22 protein-coding genes and 1 pseudogene are annotated in these 21895 nt (G+C 62.6%); 15 read left to right on the forward strand and 8 right to left on the reverse strand.

From position 1 onward, the window contains the following. From AC1DVM_RS05975 to AC1DVM_RS06000, 6 genes and pseudogenes are all read left to right on the forward strand, one after another. Nucleotides 1-532, forward strand: a pseudogene (locus AC1DVM_RS05975) (nitrate ABC transporter substrate-binding protein); the annotation flags it as partial. A gap of 23 nt (nucleotides 533-555) precedes the next feature. After that, complete coding sequence (locus AC1DVM_RS05980; protein ID WP_477252854.1) at nucleotides 556-1356, forward strand: deaminated glutathione amidase; 801 nt, start codon at nucleotides 556-558, stop codon at nucleotides 1354-1356. A 32-nt stretch (nucleotides 1357-1388) separates the two neighbouring features. Continuing rightward, nucleotides 1389-2282 (forward strand): ABC transporter substrate-binding protein, encoded by an 894-nt coding sequence (locus AC1DVM_RS05985; RefSeq protein ID WP_477252856.1) that lies wholly within the window; start codon nucleotides 1389-1391, stop codon nucleotides 2280-2282. Beyond that, nucleotides 2279-3247: an amino acid ABC transporter permease gene (locus AC1DVM_RS05990; protein ID WP_477252857.1), complete on the forward strand. Its 969-nt coding sequence runs from the start codon at nucleotides 2279-2281 to the stop codon at nucleotides 3245-3247. Before AC1DVM_RS05985 ends, AC1DVM_RS05990 begins: the two co-directional genes overlap by 4 nt. A 5-nt stretch (nucleotides 3248-3252) precedes the next feature. Continuing rightward, on the forward strand, nucleotides 3253-4041 hold the full coding sequence (locus tag AC1DVM_RS05995) for an amino acid ABC transporter ATP-binding protein (protein WP_477252958.1): 789 nt from the start codon (nucleotides 3253-3255) through the stop codon (nucleotides 4039-4041). A gap of 153 nt (nucleotides 4042-4194) precedes the next feature. Continuing rightward, complete coding sequence (locus tag AC1DVM_RS06000; protein WP_477252859.1) at nucleotides 4195-5085, forward strand: LysR family transcriptional regulator; 891 nt, start codon at nucleotides 4195-4197, stop codon at nucleotides 5083-5085. Nucleotides 5086-5107: 22 nt separating this feature from the next. On the opposite strand, the gene AC1DVM_RS06005 is transcribed toward AC1DVM_RS06000, so the two are convergent. Genes AC1DVM_RS06005 through AC1DVM_RS06035 form a run of 7 tightly spaced genes read right to left on the reverse strand, consistent with a single transcriptional unit; the run spans nucleotide 5108 to nucleotide 11513 of the window. Continuing rightward, nucleotides 5108-6073: an isoaspartyl peptidase/L-asparaginase family protein gene (locus AC1DVM_RS06005; RefSeq protein WP_477252861.1), complete on the reverse strand. Its 966-nt coding sequence runs from the start codon at nucleotides 6071-6073 to the stop codon at nucleotides 5108-5110. Next, nucleotides 6070-7134, reverse strand: coding sequence for a DmpA family aminopeptidase (locus AC1DVM_RS06010; protein WP_477252862.1), 1065 nt, complete (start codon nucleotides 7132-7134; stop codon nucleotides 6070-6072). The genes AC1DVM_RS06005 and AC1DVM_RS06010 overlap by 4 nt, the downstream gene beginning before the upstream one ends. Continuing rightward, nucleotides 7131-8030, reverse strand: coding sequence for a polysaccharide deacetylase family protein (locus tag AC1DVM_RS06015; RefSeq protein ID WP_477252864.1), 900 nt, complete (start codon nucleotides 8028-8030; stop codon nucleotides 7131-7133). The genes AC1DVM_RS06010 and AC1DVM_RS06015 overlap by 4 nt, the downstream gene beginning before the upstream one ends. A 54-nt stretch (nucleotides 8031-8084) precedes the next feature. Next, on the reverse strand, nucleotides 8085-8840 hold the full coding sequence (locus AC1DVM_RS06020) for an SDR family NAD(P)-dependent oxidoreductase (protein ID WP_477252866.1): 756 nt from the start codon (nucleotides 8838-8840) through the stop codon (nucleotides 8085-8087). Beyond that, complete coding sequence (locus AC1DVM_RS06025) at nucleotides 8837-9853, reverse strand: ketopantoate reductase family protein (RefSeq protein WP_477252869.1); 1017 nt, start codon at nucleotides 9851-9853, stop codon at nucleotides 8837-8839. Before AC1DVM_RS06025 ends, AC1DVM_RS06020 begins: the two co-directional genes overlap by 4 nt. 14 nt (nucleotides 9854-9867) lie before the next feature. Beyond that, entirely contained in the window at nucleotides 9868-10563 is a 696-nt protein-coding gene (locus AC1DVM_RS06030) for a creatininase family protein (RefSeq protein ID WP_477252870.1), read from the reverse strand. Continuing rightward, the gene (locus AC1DVM_RS06035) at nucleotides 10560-11513 is read right to left on the reverse strand and encodes a GntR family transcriptional regulator (RefSeq protein ID WP_477252872.1); all 954 of its coding nucleotides are present in this window, start codon (nucleotides 11511-11513) and stop codon (nucleotides 10560-10562) included. Before AC1DVM_RS06035 ends, AC1DVM_RS06030 begins: the two co-directional genes overlap by 4 nt. A 217-nt stretch (nucleotides 11514-11730) precedes the next feature. Here AC1DVM_RS06035 and AC1DVM_RS06040 point away from each other — a divergent pair, with 217 nt between their 5' ends. From AC1DVM_RS06040 to AC1DVM_RS06065, 6 genes are all read left to right on the forward strand, one after another. Next, nucleotides 11731-13311 carry an ABC transporter substrate-binding protein gene (locus AC1DVM_RS06040; RefSeq protein WP_477252874.1) on the forward strand — a complete coding sequence of 527 codons (1581 nt, stop codon included), beginning with the start codon at nucleotides 11731-11733 and terminating at the stop codon, nucleotides 13309-13311. A gap of 77 nt (nucleotides 13312-13388) precedes the next feature. Next, the gene (locus AC1DVM_RS06045) at nucleotides 13389-14363 is read left to right on the forward strand and encodes an ABC transporter permease (RefSeq protein ID WP_477252876.1); all 975 of its coding nucleotides are present in this window, start codon (nucleotides 13389-13391) and stop codon (nucleotides 14361-14363) included. Continuing rightward, nucleotides 14360-15253 (forward strand): ABC transporter permease, encoded by an 894-nt coding sequence (locus AC1DVM_RS06050; RefSeq protein WP_477252877.1) that lies wholly within the window; start codon nucleotides 14360-14362, stop codon nucleotides 15251-15253. The genes AC1DVM_RS06045 and AC1DVM_RS06050 overlap by 4 nt, the downstream gene beginning before the upstream one ends. Then, entirely contained in the window at nucleotides 15250-16269 is a 1020-nt protein-coding gene (locus tag AC1DVM_RS06055) for an ABC transporter ATP-binding protein (protein ID WP_477252879.1), read from the forward strand. Before AC1DVM_RS06050 ends, AC1DVM_RS06055 begins: the two co-directional genes overlap by 4 nt. After that, nucleotides 16221-17225, forward strand: coding sequence for an ABC transporter ATP-binding protein (locus tag AC1DVM_RS06060; protein ID WP_477252881.1), 1005 nt, complete (start codon nucleotides 16221-16223; stop codon nucleotides 17223-17225). Before AC1DVM_RS06055 ends, AC1DVM_RS06060 begins: the two co-directional genes overlap by 49 nt. Nucleotides 17226-17243: 18 nt before the next feature. Beyond that, nucleotides 17244-18764, forward strand: a complete 1521-nt coding sequence (locus tag AC1DVM_RS06065; RefSeq protein WP_477252882.1) for a carboxypeptidase M32 — start codon at nucleotides 17244-17246, stop codon at nucleotides 18762-18764. Here the strand turns inward: AC1DVM_RS06065 and AC1DVM_RS06070 are convergent. Next, nucleotides 18761-19528 (reverse strand): HugZ family pyridoxamine 5'-phosphate oxidase, encoded by a 768-nt coding sequence (locus AC1DVM_RS06070; RefSeq protein WP_477252884.1) that lies wholly within the window; start codon nucleotides 19526-19528, stop codon nucleotides 18761-18763. The two genes, AC1DVM_RS06065 and AC1DVM_RS06070, sit on opposite strands and share 4 nt — an antisense overlap. 112 nt (nucleotides 19529-19640) lie before the next feature. Here AC1DVM_RS06070 and AC1DVM_RS06075 point away from each other — a divergent pair, with 112 nt between their 5' ends. The 3 genes from AC1DVM_RS06075 (at nucleotide 19641) to AC1DVM_RS06085 (ending at nucleotide 21766) form a co-directional block, all read left to right on the forward strand. Next, nucleotides 19641-20933, forward strand: a complete 1293-nt coding sequence (locus AC1DVM_RS06075) for an amidase (protein WP_477252886.1) — start codon at nucleotides 19641-19643, stop codon at nucleotides 20931-20933. Between the two features lie 117 nt (nucleotides 20934-21050). Next, nucleotides 21051-21416, forward strand: a complete 366-nt coding sequence (locus AC1DVM_RS06080) for a hypothetical protein (protein ID WP_477252888.1) — start codon at nucleotides 21051-21053, stop codon at nucleotides 21414-21416. Between the two features lie 2 nt (nucleotides 21417-21418). Further along, nucleotides 21419-21766: a hypothetical protein gene (locus AC1DVM_RS06085; RefSeq protein WP_477252890.1), complete on the forward strand. Its 348-nt coding sequence runs from the start codon at nucleotides 21419-21421 to the stop codon at nucleotides 21764-21766. The last annotated feature ends 129 nt before the right edge of the window (nucleotides 21767-21895 follow it).

The following is a 21895-nucleotide window of genomic DNA, read 5'->3' on the forward strand; positions in this document are numbered from 1 at the left end:
GCTCGGCGGCTATGGTCGTGCCGGTCGCATCGAAGCCGTTCCGGGCGAGCGGCCTATGATGGAGCTGCTCGACGAAGGGTGGCTCGACGCGGTGTTCACCCCCTTTATGCCGCCTGGCTTCTTCGATGCCGATTCGGCGTTTCGCCAGCTCGTGCCGGATTTCCGACAGGCTGAACGCGCATATTTCGACGAGGTCGGCTATGTGCCGGGCATTCACATGCTCGGAATGAAGCCCGGCCTCGTCGCGCACCATCCATGGCTCCCCACCGCACTGAGCGAAATTCTCGATGAATCGGCCCGTGTCTGGCTTGAGAAGCGCGAGAAATATGCCGACACGACACCTTGGATCATCGATGAGTTGCGGCAGGTCGCGCGGGATCTCCCGGCAACCTGGAACCGTAATGGGTTTGAGGCGAACGAGCGCATGCTCGCGGATTTCGGAATCGAGCTCCAGGCTCAGAAGCTGACTGACACGCTCGTCACGCCGAGAGATCTCTTCCCCCAGGTTCCCGGCACCATAGGTCAATCATGAGTTCACAGACAGGGACGTCGAAAATGAAAGTCGCACTCGGACAGTTCGCAGTCAGTCGCGAGTGGCAGGAGAATGCGGACACGTGCCTCCGCCTGATCGAAGAGGCGAAAGCTGGCGGCGCCGCGCTGCTGGTGCTGCCGGAAGGCATTCTGGCTCGCGACATCGCAGATCCGCATATCGTGCTCAAATCCGCCCAGGAGCTCGACGGCCCGTTCATGACGCAGCTTCTCGAGGCGAATCGCGGAAGCGATCTGACCGTCATGATGAGCGTCCATACGCCAGCGGGCGACGGCCGCGTGTGGAACGTCCTCGTTGCCATCCGAAATGGGGAAATCATCGCGCAGTACCGCAAGCTGCATTTATACGATGCGTTTTCGGCCAAGGAATCCACCAACGTGACACCCGGCGGCGACGTACCCGCGCTGGTCGACGTCGCGGGCTTCAAGATCGGTCTTATGACCTGTTACGACGTGCGGTTCCCAGAATTGGCGCGGCGCCTCGTGCTAGACGGAGCAGATGTTCTGGTGCTGCCGGCAGCCTGGGTAAAGGGTCCGCTGAAAGAGGCGCATTGGGATGTACTTGTCACCGCGCGTGCGCTGGAGAACACTGCCTATGTGGTGGCGGTRGGCGAATGCGGTGAACGCAACATCGGCAACAGCATGGTTGTCGATCCCCTCGGCGTCGCCATCGCGCGTGCTGCAGAAGCGCCTGCGCTGGTTTTTTGCGATATCGACGCCGACCGCATCGCCCATGCCCGTGATGTCCTGCCGGTGCTCGCCAACCGTCGTTTCGAAAAGCCCGAACTCCGCAAAGCGAACACCTGAACGTTTCGCCACCAACGAAGGGAAAGATTGTCATGAAGTTCTACCTCTCCGCATCCGCCGCCCTGCTCGCCGCAGGCCTTCTCTCGGTTCCGACGCAGGCGCAGGAGGCCAAAATTCCCACCCAGACGGCCGATGCCGCCTTGCGCGCGAAACTGCCCAAAGAGATTCAGGATGCGGGCGAGATGACGGCGGTGAACAGTGGTTCGTTCCCTCCCTACGAGATCATCAGCGACACGCGCAGCATGAGTGGCGCGAGCGCCGATCTGGCCCATGCCCTCGGCGAGATCCTCGGCGTGACGGTCAAGCACGAATCCGTCAGCGGATTGTCGAGTCTGCTCAGCGGCATCAAATCCGGCCGCTATCAATTCGCACTCGGGCCCGTGGGCGATTTCCCCGAGCGCCAGGCGGCGAACGACTTTGTCGATTGGGTTCAGGAATATGTGGTCTTCGCTGTGCAGATCGGGAATCCAAAAGGAATCAAAGCCCTCGGCGACACCTGCGGCCTCAAGATCGCAGTGCAGTCAGGCGGCTCAGCTGAGCGCGTGATCAAGCAGCAGGCGGCCAAATGCGCCGAAGAAGGAAAGCCGGTCCTCGAAGTGCAATCCTTCCCCGACCAGCCCACGTCAATCCTGGCTGTGCGCTCGAAGCGTTCGGACGGATTCTTCTCATCGCAGGCCCCGCTGACCTATTTCGTCCAGCAATCCAACGGCCAGCTTGAGCTTGCCGCCGTGGGCCAAGCCAATGGCTTCGACGATCTCTTCCAGGGAACGGTCGTGCCGAAGGATTCGCCTCTCGGTCCCGTTATCCTCGAAGCGTACAAGAAGCTGTTCGAGAACGGAACCTATGCGACCATCATGAAGAAGTGGGGCCTTGAGAACAACATGCTGAAGGCTCCTGGCATCAATCTAGCCGCGAAGCGACCGTGATGAACGAGCGCACGCTTACGACCCGGGCGAACCCGGGTGACGACATCGCGGAGCTCAGGCTCCGCGATGTCGCGCATGCCCGCCGCCCCATCAATTACGGCGGCTGGGTCCTCTGGGCGCTGACCTTGGTGATCACCGCCGACTTCCTTTGGGTTATCGCCAACAACAAGAACTTCGAGTGGTCGGTCGTCGCGAAGTGGTTGACGGCCGAATCCGTCATGCGGGGATTGTCGGTGACGCTTGGCCTCACGGTGGTGGCGATGCTCATCGGCGTCGTGATCGGCCTCTTCCTCGCGATTGCACGTCTCTCCGACACGAAGCTCCTGGTGGCCCTGTCGAGCATCTACATCTGGTTCTTTCGCGGCACGCCGCTGCTCGTTCAGCTGATATTCTGGTACAATCTCTCGACACTCTTCCCGGTCATTTCCATCGGCATTCCCTTCGGCCCCGAATTGGCGCGCTGGAACACCAATGATCTCATCACGCCTCTGACGGCCGCCATCGCAGGCCTTGCCTTGAACGAGGCCGCCTACATGGCCGAGATCATTCGTGGTGGATTGCTGTCAGTAGATCCGGGACAGGTCGAGACCACGCAGGCTTTCGGCATGACGCGGGCGCGTGCGCTGCGGCGGATCATCATCCCGCAGGCCATGCGATCGATCATCCCACCGACCGGCAATCAGCTCATCAGCATGATCAAGGCGACATCGCTCGTCAGCGTGATCGCGATGGGCGACCTTCTGTACTCCGTACAGGCCGTCTACAACCGGACTTTCGAGGTCATCCCGCTGCTGATGGTGGCGGTGCTCTGGTATCTCTTCATCACGTCCATCCTCAATGTCGGACAAACGTTCGTCGAGCGCTATTACGCGCGCGGCGAAAAAGGTGCATCGACCACCAAAGCACGGCGCCCGGAGGATCAGGATATCATCGCTGATTCGATCAACATGGGAGATGCGCGATGACCGCCATGCTGCCAGTGAAGGAACAAACCGCGACGAGTCCGCTGGTCGTCGCGCGCAACGTGCACAAATCGTTCGGCGACAACGAAGTGCTCAAGGGTATCGATCTCGATGTCTGGCCCGGCGAGACGGTCGTCATTCTGGGTCCATCCGGCTCAGGAAAATCCACGTTCCTGCGGTGCGTCAACCATCTGGAGCCCATGGACCGTGGCTCCATCATGGTGGCCGGAGAGCAGATGGGCTACCAGCTCCGCGGGCGGCATCTGCAGAAGCTCTCTCCGCGCGCCATCGCGCGGCAGCGCCAGCAGATCGGCATGGTGTTTCAACAGTTCAATCTCTATCCCCATCTCACCGTGCTCCAAAATATCATCGAGGCGCCGATCGGCATTCATGGGGAAAGCAGGGCAGAGGCCGAGGGCTATGCCCGCGCCTTGCTGGAGCGCGTGGGACTGACCGAGAAAGCCGACGCGTATCCGCGGCAATTGTCGGGGGGGCAGCAGCAGCGCGTTGCCATCGCGCGCGCTCTGGCGATCAAGCCCAAGCTCATGCTCTTCGACGAGCCGACGTCGGCGCTGGACCCCGAATTGGTCGGCGAAGTCCTGGCAACCATGCGCGATCTCGCCGAACAGGGGCTGACGATGATCGTCGTCACGCACGAGATCGGTTTTGCCAAGGAGGCGGCGGATCGGGTGGTCTTCATGGATGGAGGCTATATCGTCGAACAGGGCAAGCCAGAGGATGTTCTGGTCAATCCCGAACATCCGCGCACCAGGACGTTCCTCGGCCGGTTCATCTGACGCGAATGCGATCCGAGGAGCTGGGCACGGCAACCGTGCCGCGCCTCTTCTTTCGCTCGCGGGGAATCTGGCCTAGGATCACAACCGTTGTCACGATTCAGTGGCGGTTCAGAAGCTAACCGCGACAAAAAATCGACATGGTGAGGGTCCGCCTTGGACTGGGACAAGATACGACTGTTCTATGAGGTCGCGGAGGCCGGGAATTTCACGCGCGCGAGCGAGAAGCTTGGCCTCAACCAATCCTCGGTCAGCCGGCAGATCAGCGCGCTGGAACGCGACCTGAAGGTGCCGCTTTTCCATCGCCACGCGCGCGGGCTGATCCTGACCGAGCATGGCGATGTGCTTTTTAGTGCCGCGAGCGAGGTCAACCGGCGTCTTGAGGCGACACGCCTGCAATTGACGGAAACCAGTGAGCGGCCAGCGGGCGACCTCAAAGTCACGGCCACCGTCGGTATCGGTGGAATCTGGTTGGCTCAACGGATCACCGAATTCCTCGACACCTACCCCGAGGTGAATATCCAACTGATCCTGACCAATGATGAACTGGATCTCGCCATGCGGGAGGCTGATGTCGCGATCCGCCTGCGCCGGCCTGCACAGCCCGACCTCATCCAACGTCGCCTGTTCACCATTCACTATCACGCCTACGCGTCGAACGCGTATATCGAGCGCTTCGGTGAGCCGGAGAGCGTGGAGGACCTTGATCGCCACAGGATCGTTTGCCTCGGCGGCGATCAGCCGGCGTTCATTCTCAATCTGCATCGACTGACGACCCTCGGACGCAGCCCGAAAGATCCGCGCCCGAACCGTTTTATGGTCAATGACAGCCTGGCACTCCGGCGCGCCATCGAGTCCGGGACTGGAATCGGCATGGCGCCGGATTACGCGATGGGCGGAAACACGAACGTCAGACGGGTGCTGCGCGACGTCGAAATGCCCACGCTCGACAGTTATCTGGTCTATCCGGAAGAAATGCGGTCCGTCGCGCGGGTACAGATCTTTCGGGATTTCCTTGTCTCCAAGTCGCAGCGTTGGGTTTATTGAATAATGCCCACGCCCTGGGGGTCTATCGGGATTCCGAAAACGGCTCGTCGTAGATCGCGGTCCGCAAAATCCCGTCGCCTGTGACGACGCCGCGATACATTCCCGAACAATTGAAAGGCAGGGAAAACGCCCCGTTCCTGTCCACCGCGATCAGCCCGCCGGACCCGCCCGCAGGCGCGAGAACGTCGATGACGACACCTCGCGCCGCTGCGTCCAGAGTCTCACCCGCATGGCGCAGGCGGGACGCAATCTCGTGGCAGGCGGCATAGCGGATGAAAATTTCTCCGTGACCAGTCGCCGATATGGCGCAAGTCGCATCGTCGGCCCACGTGCCCGCTCCGATCACCGGGCTGTCGCCCACGCGACCAGGCGCTTTTCCCGTCATGCCGCCCGTCGAAGTCGCGGCGGCCAAATGCCCGTGCCGGTCCCGCGCAACCGCGCCGACCGTGCCGTGCTTGCGCGATTCATCCTGATCGTCAGCGCCGCTACGACGCATGGCGAGGGTTTCCTGCAAGGCGTTCCAGCGTTGTTCCGTGAAGAAATAGGATGCCTCTTCGAAGGCGACACCGTGCTGTCGGCAAAACTCCTGGGCGCTCTCCCCGATCAGGAAGACGTGGTCGGATTTTTCCATGACGGCGCGCGCGGCGAGAATGGGATTGCGCGGACCGCAGATGCCCGCAATCGCGCCAGCCGCGCGATCACGGCCGTCCATGATCGCCGCATCCATCTCCTGCTTGCCCGCCGACGTATAGACGGCACCCCGCCCCGCGTTGAAGAGCGGTTCGTCCTCGAGCGCCATGACGGCTGCTGTGACGCCATCGATCGCAGTTCCGCCATCCGCCAGCACGGTACGACCCGCGTCGAGGGCGAGGCGGAGGCCGGCGTGGTAGGCCGCCTCCCGCTCCGGCGTCATCTTCGAGCGCAGTATCGTGCCGGCGCCTCCATGGACCGCGAGGGTGAAATCGAGCGATGTGAGTGAGCTTGTCATGCGCGGGTGGCCTTCATGGTGTCACGTTGCATCAGGGTTTCGGCAAGGCCGGGGCGGTGATGCCCGTCGCGACCGATCATCGGACCTGCCAACAAAAGCGAATCCAACACGGCTTCCTGAGCCGCATCAGCCATGGCCTCGAAAAGAACGTCGATGCGATTTTCGTTGAAGATCCGATGTTCGATGAAGGCATCCTGCTCGTCGTGCCGCACGACGTTGGCAGTTGAGAAACCGAGCGCGATGTCGCCGCTCCCGTGACCCCAAAACGAACCGAGCCGCGCCAATCCCACACCGGATCGGCGGATGACCCGCTTGATCTGGCGGTCGCTGAGCGGCACGTCGGTGGCCATGATGATGATGATCGAGCCACTCTCGCGCTTGTCGTTGTCGCTGGCCGGCGCCGGCGCCACGGAAGTCCCGTCCGGAAGCCGCAGATCCCCCGCGCGCCCGAAATTGGAGAGCACCAGCACGCCCAGATGGTGGATCCGGCCATCGAGGTCCAGTCTTCGGGACGACGTGCCAATCCCGCCTTTGAATCCGAAGGCGCTCATTCCCGTTCCCGCGCCGACCGCGCCGCATTCGAAATTCTCCGAGGCGGATGCAAGCGCTGCTTCGGCATCGGCTTCGCTGATCGCCAGCGCCTGTATGTCGTTCAGGAAGCCGTCATTGCATTCGAGAACGACGGGATTGACGGTGGCGGTCTCGCGCCCGATATCTTGGTTCGATCGCAACGCATGGCGGACGAGCGCGGTATAGCATGTCCCGACTGACAGAGTGTTCGTCAGCAGCAGGGGCGTCTCGATCGTTCCGAGTTCCTCGATCTGAACGAGCCCCGCGCTCTTGCCGAACCCATTGAGAACATGCGCCGCGGCGACCGGTTTCTCCCGATAGACATTTGCCAGGGACGGGACGAGTGCGGTGACACCGGTTCGAATTCCGCCTCGGATCAGCGTCTGGTGTCCGACGCGAACGCCCGGCACGTCGGCGATGCTATTGCGGATGCCTGTCGTCATCCTTCCGCAGGATAGGCCTGCATCCCGAGCGCGGCGCGATGGGGTCATGGGGCGCATTCCGCATTCACGAACGCAGCGATCTCGGCATGGGTCGCGACCCAGACGTCGGGACGTGCCGTAATCTCAGCCAGAAGCTTCTCGAGAATCCAGATCCGCGAGCGGTATCCCGTGACATGCGGATGCATGGTGAGCAGAAACAATCCGCCTTCCTCATAGGCGCGTTCGAATTCCCTGAAGAAAATGTCGTACACGTCCGAAGGCGCCGTATGGGGACGCAGGCCGCTGAAGCGGTGCATGTTGAAATAGACCGCGTCGTCGCGAATCCACTCAACCGGCAATTCCACAATGCCGGTTGGCTCACCCTTCTCCATAAGCTCGTATGGGTCGTCGTCGGCCATCAAGGACGAATCGTAGAGAAGCCCGAGCTCGCGCTCGATCCGTAACGTATCCGGGCTAAAATCCCACGAGGGGGTACGCATGCCCACAGGCCGCTTTCCGCTGACGCGCTCCAGCGTATCGGCCGCGCGGAACATCAGATCGCGTTCGATCTCATACGGAAGCTGGCTATTGAGTTCGTGAATCCAGCCGTGGATCCCGAGCTCATGGCCTTCGGACGCCACGCGGCGCTGCTCGTCCTCGTAAAGCAGGGCGGCGACCGCCGGTACAAAGAACGTCGCCCTGGCGTCGTGTTTCGCTAGAGCCTCGAGAATCCGCGGGACGCCCTTGCGATTACCGTACTGGCCCTGCGACATGCGGCCAATCGATTTTCCTCCGTCGCGCAACTCGTTGGTCTCGTGATCGGAATCGAACGAGAAAGCAACGGCGCAGCGTGCACCGTCCTTCCATCTCTTGGGCTTCATCGAGCGTCCGGCGCGGACGTGATTGACCTTGTCGCGCCAGATCTGCTCCGGCCACGTCCAAGGCTGCTGCTGCGTATCGTCCAAAGCCCATGCTCCCTGAAATCGACGTATCGTTCACCCGGTCACGCCGAGCGCGAACTATGATCGTCCGCCATCCACCGAAATGATCTGCCCGGAAATCCAGCCGGCGACGTCGGACGCGAGAAACATCACGGTGTCGGCGATGTCCCGCGGTTGACCGAGCCTGCGGGTATGAATGCTCTCCAGCAGGCGCTGCTGCCCAACCTCGCCATAACTCTCCCATTGGCGCTGCGTGGCGGGATTCGACAGGACGAATCCTGGCGCCACACTGTTCACGGTGATACCGAACGGGCCGAGCTCGAAGCTGAGTTGTTTCGTCAGACCCACGAGCGCATGCTTCGACGCCGTGTAGGCTTGAATGCCCGTCAGGCTGGGGCGCAATCCGGCACCCGAAGAAATATTCACGATCCGCCCGAAGCCGCCCTTTTTCATTTCCGGGGCCACGGCCTGCGAGCACCAGAAAGCTCCGTGCACGTTGGCCTCGAAGAGCACGAGCCAATCCTGCTCGCTCACCTCCTCGACGGGACGACCGACTTGGCCGCGCACGCCACCTGCGCAATTGACGAGAATGTCGACGCCTCCGAATTCCGCGGCCACGTCGCCGACCGCACTTTTAACCGCGCTGCGATCGGAGAGGTCGAGCGTCCGCGAGAACGCTGCGCCCGCCTTGGTGGCATGGCGCAAGCCGTCTTCGTCAAGATCGAAAGCTGCGACGCGTGCGCCTTCCCGGACGAGCGCCTCGACAATGCTGCGTCCGATGCCTTGCGCGGCACCGGTAACGATCGCGCGGCGATGGGAGAGATCAAGGTTCATGGCTGCAGCATCAGATCGAGAGTGGACCAGGATTGTTCGCGCCGCCCATCCTCGATGTCGTGAATCAGGCTCACCAGCTTGTCGATCGCGGGCGTTCGCACACCTGCCTCCGCGCCGAGTGCGGCGATGATGGCGATTTGTGCATCCACTTCCGTCTTGCGCTTGCGCACGGCAAGGTCGCGCCAGATTCCCGAGTGGGTCTTGGCCGTGTGCCGGTTGAACTCGGCCATGTCGGCGACCGAACGACGCGCCGCGCTCTCGTCGGCATCGGGCATGAAAGCCGCAGGGTCGAACCCGTTGAATCCGAGCGGCGCGACGCCACGTTTGACCGCAACCGCCATGACTTCGCGCCCAAGTCGATTGAAGACTTCGAAATGCCGCGCGGACGCAAGGTTGTCGGACATCGATTCGTTGGTCAGCGCCGTGGCAAACAAGATCGACCCATAACCGAGCTTCCCCCAGAGGTAGCCCCAGATATTGTCGGTAAGGACGGCCTTTGGTTCAAAAATCGACAACAACCGATGATAGTCGGGCGCCGCGCCTCGCGCGTTGTCGCTGATCTCACCGACGGCGACGGTGGCCCGGTTGCCGAACAGGATGCGACCCGGTTCGAGCCAGTCCGCGCCGAAATTCACGAAACAACCCACGGTGCGCTCGGCGCCGATTTCGTCCGCGATAATGATCTCGTTCAAGCCGTTCTGGGCTGACAGCACCGTGCCGTCTTCCGCCAGATGTGGTTTGAGGGCACGCACCGCCTCACGAGTATGGTGCGCCTTTACCGCGAGGATGATTCGCCTGAATTTTTCCGTCACATCTGCCGGAAGACTGGCGCGGACATTCTGGGTGAAGGCCTCGACCGGCCCTTCGATGTTGAGGCCATCGCGGTTCATCGCATCGACATGCGGCTCGACGATATCGACGAGGAGGACGTCCTCGCCCGCGCGAGCGAGATAGGCGCCCAGCGTGCCGCCGATGGCGCCCGCGCCCCAGATCAGAATGGTGTCCTGGTTCATGTGGGAATCTCGCATTACCAGTTTTCGATGAGCGCGCGCGTCTCATCGAGGGCCACGGACCAGATCGCATCCATGTCCGAATCGGGGCGCTGGTAGAGGCCGCCGAAATTCCCGTCGCCGAGGATCTCTCTCACGCCCTCGGGACCGAAGGTGCGCATGCGATCGAGATCCGCCATGGGCTTCCGATGGTCGGGTTGTTTCATTCCGGCCAGTCGCGTCCAGGGGAAGTTTTCCATCCAGGACGCGTGCGACGCCACAGGGTCGATTTCTTTGACCATCTCGAAGGTGCGGGGTGCGTTCCACCAGTTGTGGAAACGCACGCGACAATCGGGGTTCCGTCCCATCCATTCGAGAGCGGCAGTCTGGCCAGGGGAGTTGCCGCCATGGCCGTTCACGAACAGGATGCGCCGAAAGCCCGTGCGTTGCAGGCTGTCGAGAATGTCGGTGAGAATGCGCAGATAGGTCTCGGCCTTGAGCGACACGGTGCCCGGATAGGCCATGAAGGACGGCGTGATACCATAGGCCATGACAGGGAAGACCGGCACGCCGATGGGTTCCGCCGCCTCTGTCGCGACGCGCTCCGCCAGGATGCTGTCGACCGACAGGCTGAGATAGGCGTGCTGTTCGGTGCAGCCCAGCGGCACGACGGCGCGGTCATCCGTCTTCAGGTATTGTTCGACCTGAAGCCAGTTCATGTCGCTGATCTTCATGAAGGATCTTCCTCTTTGGTGACGGCTTCGGTGCGCAAGCGCTCGAGTGCCGGAATCAGGGTTTGGCGAATGGCGTGTGGGTCGGGAACATACCGAAATTCGATTGCCTGGCGGCCAGCCGGCATGTCCTTGAGGATGGGCTCGGCCCCACTCGCATAGACGAGCACGTCGAGGCTCATGAGAAACGCCTTGAGGTCCGGTGCCGTAATCAAGCGAACTTCCGCGTCGGAAACGTGTGGGGTGAACCGCAGGACGCCGGGCTTCATGAGCGCCATGAATTCAGGAAAGATCGACACGATGCCGATGCGCGCCATCGGATCGATGACCGCAAGCAGCGCGCGGGTTTCTTCAGCCGGAATGAAGCTCAGGCCAACCACCGGAATGCCGGCGGGAAGCAGGCTCTCGACCTCGCCGCGCCGGTGCGCCAGCGTCACGCACAGGTCGTAGGGGAGGGGCTCCGACACGGTCTTTTCAAGCGCCTGGACCGTGGTTGCCACAATCGTGTCGCCGGCGTTGAGGTGCTGCCGGATGGAGTCCACATATTGCTGCGTGGTGTCGATGAAATTGCCGACCATCACCAGGCGCAGGGGGCGCAGGGAGGAACGTCCGCGCGCCGCGCGCGCGTTGACCAGCGAGGCGACCAGCGTCGGCGCAAGACCCAGCTCCTCCGCCTCGTGGAACAAGCCATCGATACGGCGCTGCAGCTTGCGCATCGCGGATGAGCGCAGCCCGTCGCTGCTGTGACCGTCCCCCACATAGGTGCCGGCGCCCGGCTTGGACTCAATCAACCCCGACTCGCGCAATTCCCGATAGACCGTCGCGACGGTCATCGGCGCAATGCCCGCGCGTTCAGCCAGCTCCCGCACCGAAGGCAGGCGGACGCCCGACGGAAGCTCGCCGAGCGCAATCCCGAACTCGATGAGCCCCCGGAGTTGCACGCCGAGCGGCACAGGCAGCGTTCGGTCAAGAGATCCTGCCAGCCCGGCGAGGATTTTCGCCGCTCCCGATTGTTCTACAGGGCTATCACAGTCTGAGTCTGCAACAGTAGAGCTATTCCGTGTCATCTATACGTTGCTGGTTGACTTGGGCGGGGGTGGCAACTTACCGTCATAATCGATAAGAACACATTGGACGAAAAGATCGGTTCTTAGCAAGAGGGGATATTTGATGAAACAAACTTTCAAGCTGGGCGGCGCGCTCGCCACGGCTCTTCTTCTCGGGACCATGCTCGGCGGTGCCGTTTCGGCGCAGACGCTGACCATGGGCGTTCGCGCAGGACCCGACTCGATCGATCCGCATTGGTCGACGCTCGGCAGCCAGGCCGAGGCGCTACGCCATGTGTTCGACACGCTGGTGATGGCCGATGAAAACCTGCAGATGAAGCCCGGCCTCGCGGTTTCGTGGAAGCCGGTCGACGAGACCACGTGGGAATTCAAGATCCGCGAAGGCGTGAAGTTTCACGACGGCTCTGAGCTGACCGCTGAAGACGTCAAATTCTCGATCGATCGCATCCCGCTCGTGACCGGTCCGATGAGCATGACGATCTACACCAAGCAGGTGAAAGGGACGGAAGTCAAAGACAAGTACACGCTGCATGTGAAGACCAAGGTCGCGGCGCCGACGCTTCCGAACGACTTCATCCGCCTGTTTGTCGTGTCCAAATCCATTGGCGCCGAAGCGCGCAACGAGCAGTTCAATTCGGGCAAGGCCGCGATCGGAACCGGCCCCTACAAGTTCGTCTCGTGGGAGCCCAAGGGCGATCTGGTCGTCGAGCGCTTCGATGGCTATTGGGGCGACAAGCAGCCCTGGCAGAAGGTCGTTCGCAAGGAAATCCCCAATGACCCGGCCCGCATGGCGGCTTTGAAGTCCGGTCAGGTTGACCTCGTCAATTATGTGCCGGCGACCGATTATGCGTCGATGCAGAAGGACAAGAGCGTCGACACGTTCGTGGCCGATTCCGTCTACTTTCTCAACATCACGCCGAACGTGAAGGAGACGTTGCCGAAGCCGGTGAAGGTGGATGGCAAGGAAATCACCGCCAATCCGCTGCGCGATCCCAAGGTCCGCGAAGCCATGGATCTTGCCATCGATCGCAAGACCCTCGTTCGCGTGGTCCTCGAAGGTCTTGGCCGTCCCGCCAATCAGTTGATGCCCACGAGCTTCTTCGGCGGCAGCAAGAATCTTCCCGAGCGTCCCTATGACGTCGCGAAGGCCAAGCAGCTGCTTGCGGATGCCGGATATCCCAAGGGCTTCGAGATCGATTTCCACTGCACCAACAACCGCCTGCCCGGCGATTCCGCGGTGTGTGAAGCGCTCTCGCAGATGTGGGCTCGCGCCGGCCTGAAGGTGAACGCCAACGCACTTAACGGAACGGTGTTCTTCCCCGCTCAGCAGAAGGGCGAGTTCAGCCTCTGGATGAGCGGATGGGGCACGTTGACGGGTGAAGCAAGCTACACCTACGGCTCGCTCGTTCACACGGCGGATCCTTCGACCGGTCTCGGCGCGTTCAACAAGCAGGGCTACTCCAACCCGGAAGTCGACAAGCTTCTGCAGGAAGGTAGCCGCACCATGGACGACACCAAGCGTCGCGCCCTGTTCGAGAAGGTCACGGACGTTTCCATGACCGACCGCGCGCTGATCCCGACGGTGCAGCTCCAGACTGTCTGGGCCTCCAAGAAGGGGATGGTGACGATCCCGTCACGCGTCGATCAGGAGACGCTCGCCTACGAGATCAAGCCGAAGAGCTGATCACCTGACATGCAGGCGGCCGGCAATGTCCGGTCGCCTGTTCTTTGAATTGAGACCTTGAACCCGCACGGGTAAGTATGATCGGCTTTTTTATCCAGCGCATTCTGCAGGCGCTTCTGGTGATCATCGCGATGTCGGTGATCGTGTTCGTTGGCGTCTACGCCATCGGAAACCCAATCGATGTGATGATCGACCCGGCCTCCGATCAGGCACTCCGCGAGGCACTCATCCAGCGATATGGATTCGATCGCCCGCTGATCGAGCAATATTTCATCTTCATGGGAAACATGCTCCGGGGCGATCTCGGCGAATCGTTCATTTATCGACTGCCCGTCATGGGCCTCATCTTCTCGCGTCTGCCGGCCACGTTGGAGCTGGCGCTTTGCGCGATGCTGATCGCCACGCTGCTGGGCATACCGCTCGGGTTATGGGCTGGCTACAAGCCCGATGCGATCTCGTCGAAATTCATCATGGGGTTGTCGGTCCTCGGCTTCAGCGTCCCCACTTTCTGGGTCGGCCTCCTCCTCATCATGACGTTCGCGGTCGAACTCGGCTGGCTGCCTTCTGGTGGACGGGGACCGGTGCAGGATTTCCTCGGCATGAAGCTGTCCTTCGGCTCCATGGAGGGGCTGAGTTACATCATCCTGCCAGCCTTCAATCTGGCGCTGTTCAAGCTGGGTCTTTTGATCCGCCTCACACGCGCCGGCACTGTGGAAGTGATGAGCTCGGACTATGTTCGTTTCGCCCGTGCGCAAGGCCTCTCAGAAGGCAAGGTGGTGGGCCTGCACGTTCTCAAGAATATTTCCATCCCCATCGTCACCGTCTTCGGACTGGAGCTCGGGTCCACGCTCGCTTTCGCGGTCGTCACCGAGACGGTTTTCAACTGGCCGGGCATGGGCAAGCTCATCATCGATTCGATCACCGTGCTCGATCGTCCGGTGATGGTCGCGTATCTCATTCTCGTGGTGTTTCTGTTCGTGCTGATCAACCTCGTCGTCGATCTGATCTACGGGCAACTCGACCCGCGGATCCGGGTAAAGGGCGCGTCATGAGTCTTGCTCCCGAAACGCGCTGGAGCCGCCTGGGGAATTTCTGGTCGGACTACAAGCAGAGTCCGGTCGCGATCGCGGCCCTCATCATCATCGTGTCGGTTGTCCTGATGGCCATCCTGGCGCCGCTGATCGCGCCCCAGGATCCCTACAATCAGGAGACGCTCGACCTGTTCGACGCGCGGCTGACGCCGGGCGAGACCGGGTCCGGGGGCTATGTTCACTGGCTGGGCACGGATGCGGCCGGACGGGATGTCTTCTCGGCCATTCTCTATGGATTGCGCACGAGTCTGATCGTCGGCGTGCTCGCCGGCACCTTCGCGTTGCTGCTCGGCGGCGTCGTGGGTCTGATCGCCGCCTATCACGGCGGTCGGATCGAAGCGGTGATCATGCGCATCATCGATCTGCAGCTCTCGTTGCCGGCCATTCTCCTTGCGCTCGTTCTCGTGGCCATGCTCGGCCAGGGATTGCCGCAACTCGTCACCGCCTTGACGCTGGCGCAATATGCTTATTTCGCGCGCACGACGCACGGCGCTGCCAGTGCCGAGCGCGGGAAGGATTACATCGAGGCAGCGTTGTCCACGCCGCTCCCTGCCCGGCAAGTCCTGTTTCGCCATCTTCTGCCCAACGCCTTGCCGCCGCTGATCGTGGTCGCGACGGTGCAGGTCGCAAACTCGATCGCGCTGGAGGCCACGTTGTCGTTTCTCGGATTAGGGCTTCCGCTCACGCAGCCCTCGCTCGGGTCGCTGATCTCGAACGGTTTTCAGTTCCTCCTGTCCGGCCGCTATTGGATATCGATTTATCCTGGCATTGCCCTGATGCTGACCGTGGTGGCAATCAATCTCGTGGGCGACCAGGTTCGCTATGTCCTCAATCCGAGGCGCAGCCGATGAGTGAGCCTGTGCTCAGCGTCAAGGATCTGCGGACGGAGTTTGTCGTCCGCGCGGGTGTGGTCAAGGCCGTCGACGGGGTGACCTTCGAGGTGTCCCGTGGCCGCATTCTGGGTCTCGTCGGGGAATCCGGTTCGGGCAAGAGCGTCACCGGCTACTCGATCCTCGGCCTCATCGAACTTCCAGGTCGGATCGCCGGCGGAGAGGTCTTGCTGAACGGTGTGGACCTGACGAAACTCAAGGGCGAGCAGCTCCGGCGCATTCGCGGCGCCCAGATCGCCATGGTGTTCCAGGACCCCATGATGACGCTCAACCCGGTGCTCAAAATTTCGACCCAGATGATCGCGGCGGTGCGCGCGCACGACAACGTCTCGCGGAAGGTTGCTCGCGATCGGGCGCGGGAGGCTCTCTCCATCGTGGGCATTCCCAGCCCTGAGGAGCGTCTGGATTCCTACCCACACCAGCTCTCGGGGGGAATGCGGCAGCGCGTGGCCATCGCGATTGCGCTGTTGCACAAACCCGCGGTGATCATCGCGGACGAACCCACGACGGCCCTCGACGTGTCGATCCAGGGTCAGATCCTCGCCGAGGTTCGCCGCCTGGCCGACGATACCGGCACTGCCTTCGTGTGGGTGACGCACGACCTCGCGGTGGTGTCGAGCCTCGCGGACGACATCTGCGTGATGTATGCGGGGCGCGTGGTCGAGACGGGCCCCGCGGCCGACGTCATCGCATCGCCCCGGCACCCTTACACGGCAGGTCTGCTGGCCTCTGTGCCGGCCGAGCACGAACCCGGCGAACGGTTGCCGCAGGTGCCGGGTTCGGCGCCGTCGCTCGCCAATCTTCCGCCAGGTTGTGCATTCGCTCCGCGCTGTTTCAAGGCCGGCCCGGCCTGCAACACCACGCCGCCTGTCCAGCATTTCGAAGACGGACGCACCGCCCTCTGCCATTACCCGATCGAGCCCGATTCATGTCAGCCGCTCTCCTCGATATCGACCACGTATCAAAGCGCTTCATAAAGCGCCCGAGCATCGGCGAGCGTATCGCAGGCTTGCTCGGGGCCGGCCGCGCGACCGAGATCGTGCGTGCTGTCAGCGATGTCAGCCTGACTGTCCGCAAGGGCGAAGTGGTCGGTCTCGTGGGCGAATCCGGCTGCGGAAAATCGACCCTTGGGCGCATGGTCGCGGGGATTTACACACCGAGCGACGGCAAAGTGATGTTCGACGCCAAGCCCGTGGCTCGCGAGAAGGGTCGCCGCACCGACAAGCTCACAACTCGCATCCAGATGGTTCATCAGGATCCGTTCTCGAGCCTCAACCCCCGGATGCGGATTGGCGACACTGTGGGCGAGGGACCGGTTACGCATGGAATCGTGAAGGCGCGTGAGGCGGATTCCTACGTGGCCGATACGTTGGAGCGCGTCGGTCTCGACCCGAGCTACCGCCGACGCTTTCCGCACCAGTTCTCGGGTGGCCAGCGTCAGCGCATCGCCATCGCGCGTGCGCTGGCGATGAAGCCCGATCTTCTCGTGCTCGACGAACCCGTGGCGTCGCTCGATGTCTCGATCCAGGCGCAAGTGCTGAACCTCTTCATGGATCTGCGGCGCGATCTCGATCTCACGGCGATCTTCATCAGCCACGATCTTGGGGTCGTGCGGCACGTCTCCGATCGCGTCGCCATCATGTATCTCGGCCGGATCGTCGAACTCGCGCCGACACCAGACTTATATGCGGCTCCCAACCACCCCTATACGCGCGCGCTGTTCGAGAGCGTGCCGCGCGTCGGGGTGGGGCGGAAGGATTTTCGTCCGATTTCGGGCGAGATTCCATCGCCGCTTCATCCGCCGAGCGGATGTCATTTTCATCCGCGCTGCCCCTTCGCCGGTCCCCGCTGCCGGCAGGAAGTTCCAGCCCTGCTGCCTGTCGGCGAGGGCCGTCTCTCGGCATGTCACCTCAACACCGGCGGCACCGCATAAACCTCTGGACCGAATATGATGAATGAAACGCCTCTCGCCGCGCTGGACGCCCGTGTCGCGGCGGTCAACGATGTCCTGAACGCGACCTCGGTGCTGACCTGGGACTCGCGCACCATGATGCCGCCCGGTGGCGCGGAGACGCGCGGGCAGCAGATCGCCACGCTCACGCGTGTTGCCCGTGACCTGCTGCTTTCGCCCGAGACCGAGACGGCGCTCGAAGCCGCCGAAAAGGTGGTCGAATCCTTCGGCCAGGATAGCGTCGAGGGCCGCATGGTGGCGCAGGTTAGGCAGGCTTTCGATCATCACAGCCGTGTGCCGGCCTCGCTCATTCAGCAACGCGCGGCCCTTCGCACCGTGGCGCAGGCCGCCTGGATCGACGCGCGTGCCAAGAGCGACTTCTCGATTTTTGCCCCGCACCTCGAAAAGACCGTCGCGCTGGCGCGCCAATATGCCGATTGCATCGGGTGGAGCGCGCATCCCTACGACGCGATGGTGGCGATTTACGAGCCTGGCGAAACGGCAGCGAGTCTCGCCCGGCTTTTCGCGAACCTTCGGACGGGCCTGCAGCCGATTCTCGAGGTTGCCCGCGCGCGGCCGGCGCCGCGCTCCGATTTTCTGTTCGCCGATTTTTCGGAAGACCGACAGCGCGCCTTCGGCCTCGGGATGGCGGCGAAGCTCGGCTACGATTTCACGCGGGGACGCCTCGACACCACAATCCACCCCTTCGAGGTATCGTTCACCCGGAACGACGTTCGCATCACCACGCGCTATACCCGCAACTATCTGCCGGCTTCGCTCTTCGGGACCGCGCACGAGACGGGACATGGATTGTACGAGCAAGGGGTCGAGCCGCGCTACACGCGCACAGCCTTCACGACAGATCTCATCGGCCTCTATGCGGTCGGGGGGACGAGCTTCGGGGCGCACGAGTCGCAATCGCGCTTGTGGGAAAACCAYATCGTCCGAAGCCAGACCTTCTGGAAACTGCATTTTGGCGAATTGYAAAGCCAGTTTCCGGAGCAGCTCGGCGATGTGAATGCGGAGGAATTCTACCGCGCGGTCACTCGCGTGGCGCCTGGCTTCATCCGCGTCGAGGCGGATGAGCTCACGTATGATTTCCACATCATGCTTCGCGTCGAGCTCGAATGCGCATTGATGGACGGATCGCTCGCGGTCTCGGACCTGCCTGCCGCCTGGAATGCCGCGATCAAGCGCGACCTCGATCTCGATGTTCCCGACGACGCGCGCGGCGTGCTGCAGGATGTCCATTGGTCGACCGGCTATATCGGCTCTTTCCCCACCTACACGATCGGCAACGTGATGGCGGCGCAGTTGATGGAAACGCTCCGCGCGGGAGACCCTTCGCTGGACGCGGCCATCGAGGCGGGAGATTATGCGCGCCTCGCCGAGGCGCTGCGGGGCCGGATCTGGCAGCACGGGCGACGGTTCGGCCGGGATGAGCTGCTTCAGCGCGAGACCGGACGTGGCCTCGATCCGGCACCTTACCTTGCCTACCTCCGGAGCAAATACGCGGGTTAAGTCTCCGGCAGCTGCCGGGCCTGCTTCGCCAGCAAAATGAGCATGGGTCGGAGTTCATCTGCGCCAGTCAAGGGCCGCGGAAAGGGCAGCCGCAAAACCGTGTCGCCCAAGCTCAGAAGCGCGCCCTCCGGATCCAGCGCCGTCATTGTCCAGTTGCCCGCCCTACCGCCGCACAGCCTCGTCGCGTACAGAGACACGGCTTCGGCGTGATCGACGTTCATATGCGCGACCGCCTCCGCCTCGATCGCCGCAAGGTCGTCGAGACCGCTCATTGGCAGGAGAATGTCGCTCGCGCTCATCCGATAGGCGCGCCCGAACCCGCCATTCAAGCTCGCGGAGGTGATTTTGAGGCGCCAGAAGGCGAAGTCCGGGAAGTCCACATAAAGCGCGGCCTTCGGATGATGCGCCAGATAGCGCCGGCGTGTCCCGGTCGTTTCCGGCGCGGCGGGATCCAGCCTGTGGGCCTCTGCCAATAACGTGAGCCGGGGATGCGCCAGCGGATCGCCGCGGCCTGTGGCCGCGACAAGCAGGGAGCAGCGGGCATCCGCGTCCAGCAATTGCGTGTGCGCCGACAATTGCGACGTCAAAATGATCGGCGAGCCATCGATCTCGGTGGCGACGGCCACGAGGCTGGCAAACGGCATGCCGCTGATCGTGTCGTTCGTCGCCAGCGCGCCCGAGCGGGCCGTCCGAAGCAGTTGCCGGGCAAGCGTGCGGGCCTCATCGTCCACAGGCAAGGTCGGATCCTTGGGGGAAAGGCTCATGACAAACTCCTCTGCGGGTTCTCGCCTAGCATGCGCGAGCCTATGATGAACAGGGACGACGACCGGCTCGTCAATCCTGCCCTTTCTGTTTGCAAGTGACCTTGGATTATCCATGCGCAATGTTCGCGAGAAACTTGAAATCGTCCTCGGTCGTCTGGCCGAGCGCGCCGGCGACGAGCGCGTATTCGTGCGGCTCTATCCGCAAGAGGCGCGCGTTGCCGCGGATGCGGCCGACAGAAGGCATCGCATGGGCGCGAGCCTTGGGCCTCTGGACGGTGCGATCGTTTCCTTGAAGGACCTGCTCGACGTGAAGGGCGAACCGACCCTCGCAGGCTCGCTGGTTCTCCGCGACTCAGCGCCGGCGGCGGCGGACGCCACGATCGTCACGAGGCTCAGGCAAGCCGGGGCGGTGATCCTCGGCAAGACCAACATGGTGGAGTTCGCCTATTCGGGGCTTGGCCTCAATCCGCATTTTGGGACCCCTGGCAATGCGACCGATGCGAGCCTCGTGCCGGGCGGCTCGTCCTCGGGCGCGGGCGTGTCGGTGGCGGAGGGCACGAGCGAGATTTCCATCGGCAGCGACACCGGCGGATCGATCCGTATCCCGGCGGCGCTCAACGGCGTGGTCGGTTTCAAGCCGACGGCGCATCGCATCCCGCTGACAGGCGCCTTTCCCCTGTCCTACACGCTGGATTCACTCGGCCCCCTGGCGCGCTCGGTCGCGGCATGCGCGGACACTGATGCGGTCCTGGCCGGCGAGACGCCGGTTCCGCTGCTTGTGCCGTCATTGGCAGGTCTGCGCGTCGGTATCCCGCGAGGGCGCTTGTTCGGCGAGATCGATTCCACCGTCGAGGAGGCATTCGGACGTGTCGAGAGGGTCCTCGCCGGCGCCGGCGCTAGCCTCCAGGACTTCTCGATTGAAACGTTGCTGCAGGAGATGCGGGACGCGACCGCGGCCGCGTCGTTTGCATCCATCGAGGCGTCCGCCGTTCACGCCGACTGGATCGACGCCCGCGCGGCCGAGATCGATCCGCTGGTGCGCAAGTCGATCGTGCGAAGCGGGAAGATCACCGCAGCCGTCTATATTCGAATGCTGCGCCGCCGGAACGAACTCGTCGCCGCCATGGACCAGCACCTGTCCGGCATCGACGTGCTGATGCTGCCGACCACGCCGGTGACGGCGCCTCCCATCGCCCCGCTCCTGACGGACGATGCCCTGTATCACCGCACCGATTGGCTGCTGCTGCGAAATCCCATGGTGGCCAATCTGTTCGATCTCACCAGCATCACGCTCCCGATCCCCGAAACGCCGCGCCCGGTCGGTCTCATGCTGATGGCGCGCCATGGAGAGGATCGCCGCCTGCTGGAGATCGCCGCAGCGATCGAGCGCGCGATGCCCGCGTGATGCATCGACGGGCGTCGCCTGGACGTTATCCACCGGCAAGGATTCACATTCGTCGCGAACGTGGGTAGACTCGCGATCGTTGCGGAGTCGTCGCATGTTCATGATGCATTTCGCCGGATGACGGCGTCGACCAAAGGTTCGATCAAAACGCTCACCGATCAGCTGCTGGCGGTTGTGGAAATTCTCTCGGCTCAGAATCACGAACTCGAAATCCTGAAGCGGCGTTGCTCGCGCCTGGAGGAAAACGACCAGGCGGCGATGGTCGCCTTTACGACATTTTTTCATATTCTATCGGCGAGCAATGTCTCGGATCTCGATTCGATGGCGAGCGTCTTCGGCGGCATCATCGACGAGGCAGGTTCGCTCGATCTTCCCTCCGATTCCGTGACATTCCTGCGTTCGATCGAGAGAATGCTTCGAACGCAGCATAGGATCGACGCGGGGGCAAACGGCCAAGGATTGTTGTCAGCTCAGGAGAGTTAGCGATGCCGCTTCTGACAGAAGCCGTACAGGAAGCCAATGTGACGATCGAAGGTATTCTCTCGCGGCTCGAGCGAAGCCCGGACAGCGAGGCGGGTCTCGGCGACCTGCGTTCGCAAATTCTGAGCATTCTCTGGCTCGTGGAGCGCGACCCCGGCATCGAGGCGGCGGCGGACGATCTCTTCAACGCCGCGACGGCGGTCGTTCGGGTGGTGGACGACGGCGATTCGGGCGTTCGGCACAAACGCATCATGAACGAGGCGAACCTGCGCTTCCGCGAACGGTTGCGCACCGCGACCCCAAGTCAGCAGGCGCTGAAACTCGGACTCACGGGAGCGGCCACCGCCAGATAGCGCGTTGCCATTGCGATGCGATGCCGGGACGGGTTCGATTGCAGGGCGCCAAGGGCGGGTGTAGCATCAATCCCAGCAGCCGCGCGTCTGACCGCCGCTTGGCGAATGCCGACCAATTTGCGCGCGGTA

Source organism: Microvirga sp. P4_A5, assembly GCF_056402495.1.

What these genes read in the sequence shown, in the direction of transcription:
- AC1DVM_RS05985 (WP_477252856.1), top strand. Translation starts at nt 1,389, where the DNA reads ATGAAGTTCTACCTCTCCGCATCCGCCGCCCTGCTCGCCGCAGGCCTT.
- AC1DVM_RS06025 (WP_477252869.1), bottom strand. Translation starts at nt 9,853, where the DNA reads ATGAACCAGGACACCATTCTGATCTGGGGCGCGGGCGCCATCGGCGGC.
- AC1DVM_RS06055 (WP_477252879.1), top strand. Translation starts at nt 15,250, where the DNA reads ATGAGTGAGCCTGTGCTCAGCGTCAAGGATCTGCGGACGGAGTTTGTC.
- AC1DVM_RS06040 (WP_477252874.1), top strand. Translation starts at nt 11,731, where the DNA reads ATGAAACAAACTTTCAAGCTGGGCGGCGCGCTCGCCACGGCTCTTCTT.
- AC1DVM_RS06050 (WP_477252877.1), top strand. Translation starts at nt 14,360, where the DNA reads ATGAGTCTTGCTCCCGAAACGCGCTGGAGCCGCCTGGGGAATTTCTGG.
- AC1DVM_RS06075 (WP_477252886.1), top strand. Translation starts at nt 19,641, where the DNA reads ATGCGCAATGTTCGCGAGAAACTTGAAATCGTCCTCGGTCGTCTGGCC.
- AC1DVM_RS05995 (WP_477252958.1), top strand. Translation starts at nt 3,253, where the DNA reads ATGCTGCCAGTGAAGGAACAAACCGCGACGAGTCCGCTGGTCGTCGCG.
- AC1DVM_RS06060 (WP_477252881.1), top strand. Translation starts at nt 16,221, where the DNA reads ATGTCAGCCGCTCTCCTCGATATCGACCACGTATCAAAGCGCTTCATA.
- AC1DVM_RS06005 (WP_477252861.1), bottom strand. Translation starts at nt 6,073, where the DNA reads ATGACAAGCTCACTCACATCGCTCGATTTCACCCTCGCGGTCCATGGA.
- AC1DVM_RS06070 (WP_477252884.1), bottom strand. Translation starts at nt 19,528, where the DNA reads ATGAGCCTTTCCCCCAAGGATCCGACCTTGCCTGTGGACGATGAGGCC.
- AC1DVM_RS06045 (WP_477252876.1), top strand. Translation starts at nt 13,389, where the DNA reads ATGATCGGCTTTTTTATCCAGCGCATTCTGCAGGCGCTTCTGGTGATC.
- AC1DVM_RS06030 (WP_477252870.1), bottom strand. Translation starts at nt 10,563, where the DNA reads ATGAAGATCAGCGACATGAACTGGCTTCAGGTCGAACAATACCTGAAG.
- AC1DVM_RS06020 (WP_477252866.1), bottom strand. Translation starts at nt 8,840, where the DNA reads ATGAACCTTGATCTCTCCCATCGCCGCGCGATCGTTACCGGTGCCGCG.
- AC1DVM_RS06010 (WP_477252862.1), bottom strand. Translation starts at nt 7,134, where the DNA reads ATGACCCCATCGCGCCGCGCTCGGGATGCAGGCCTATCCTGCGGAAGG.
- AC1DVM_RS06085 (WP_477252890.1), top strand. Translation starts at nt 21,419, where the DNA reads ATGCCGCTTCTGACAGAAGCCGTACAGGAAGCCAATGTGACGATCGAA.
- AC1DVM_RS06080 (WP_477252888.1), top strand. Translation starts at nt 21,051, where the DNA reads ATGACGGCGTCGACCAAAGGTTCGATCAAAACGCTCACCGATCAGCTG.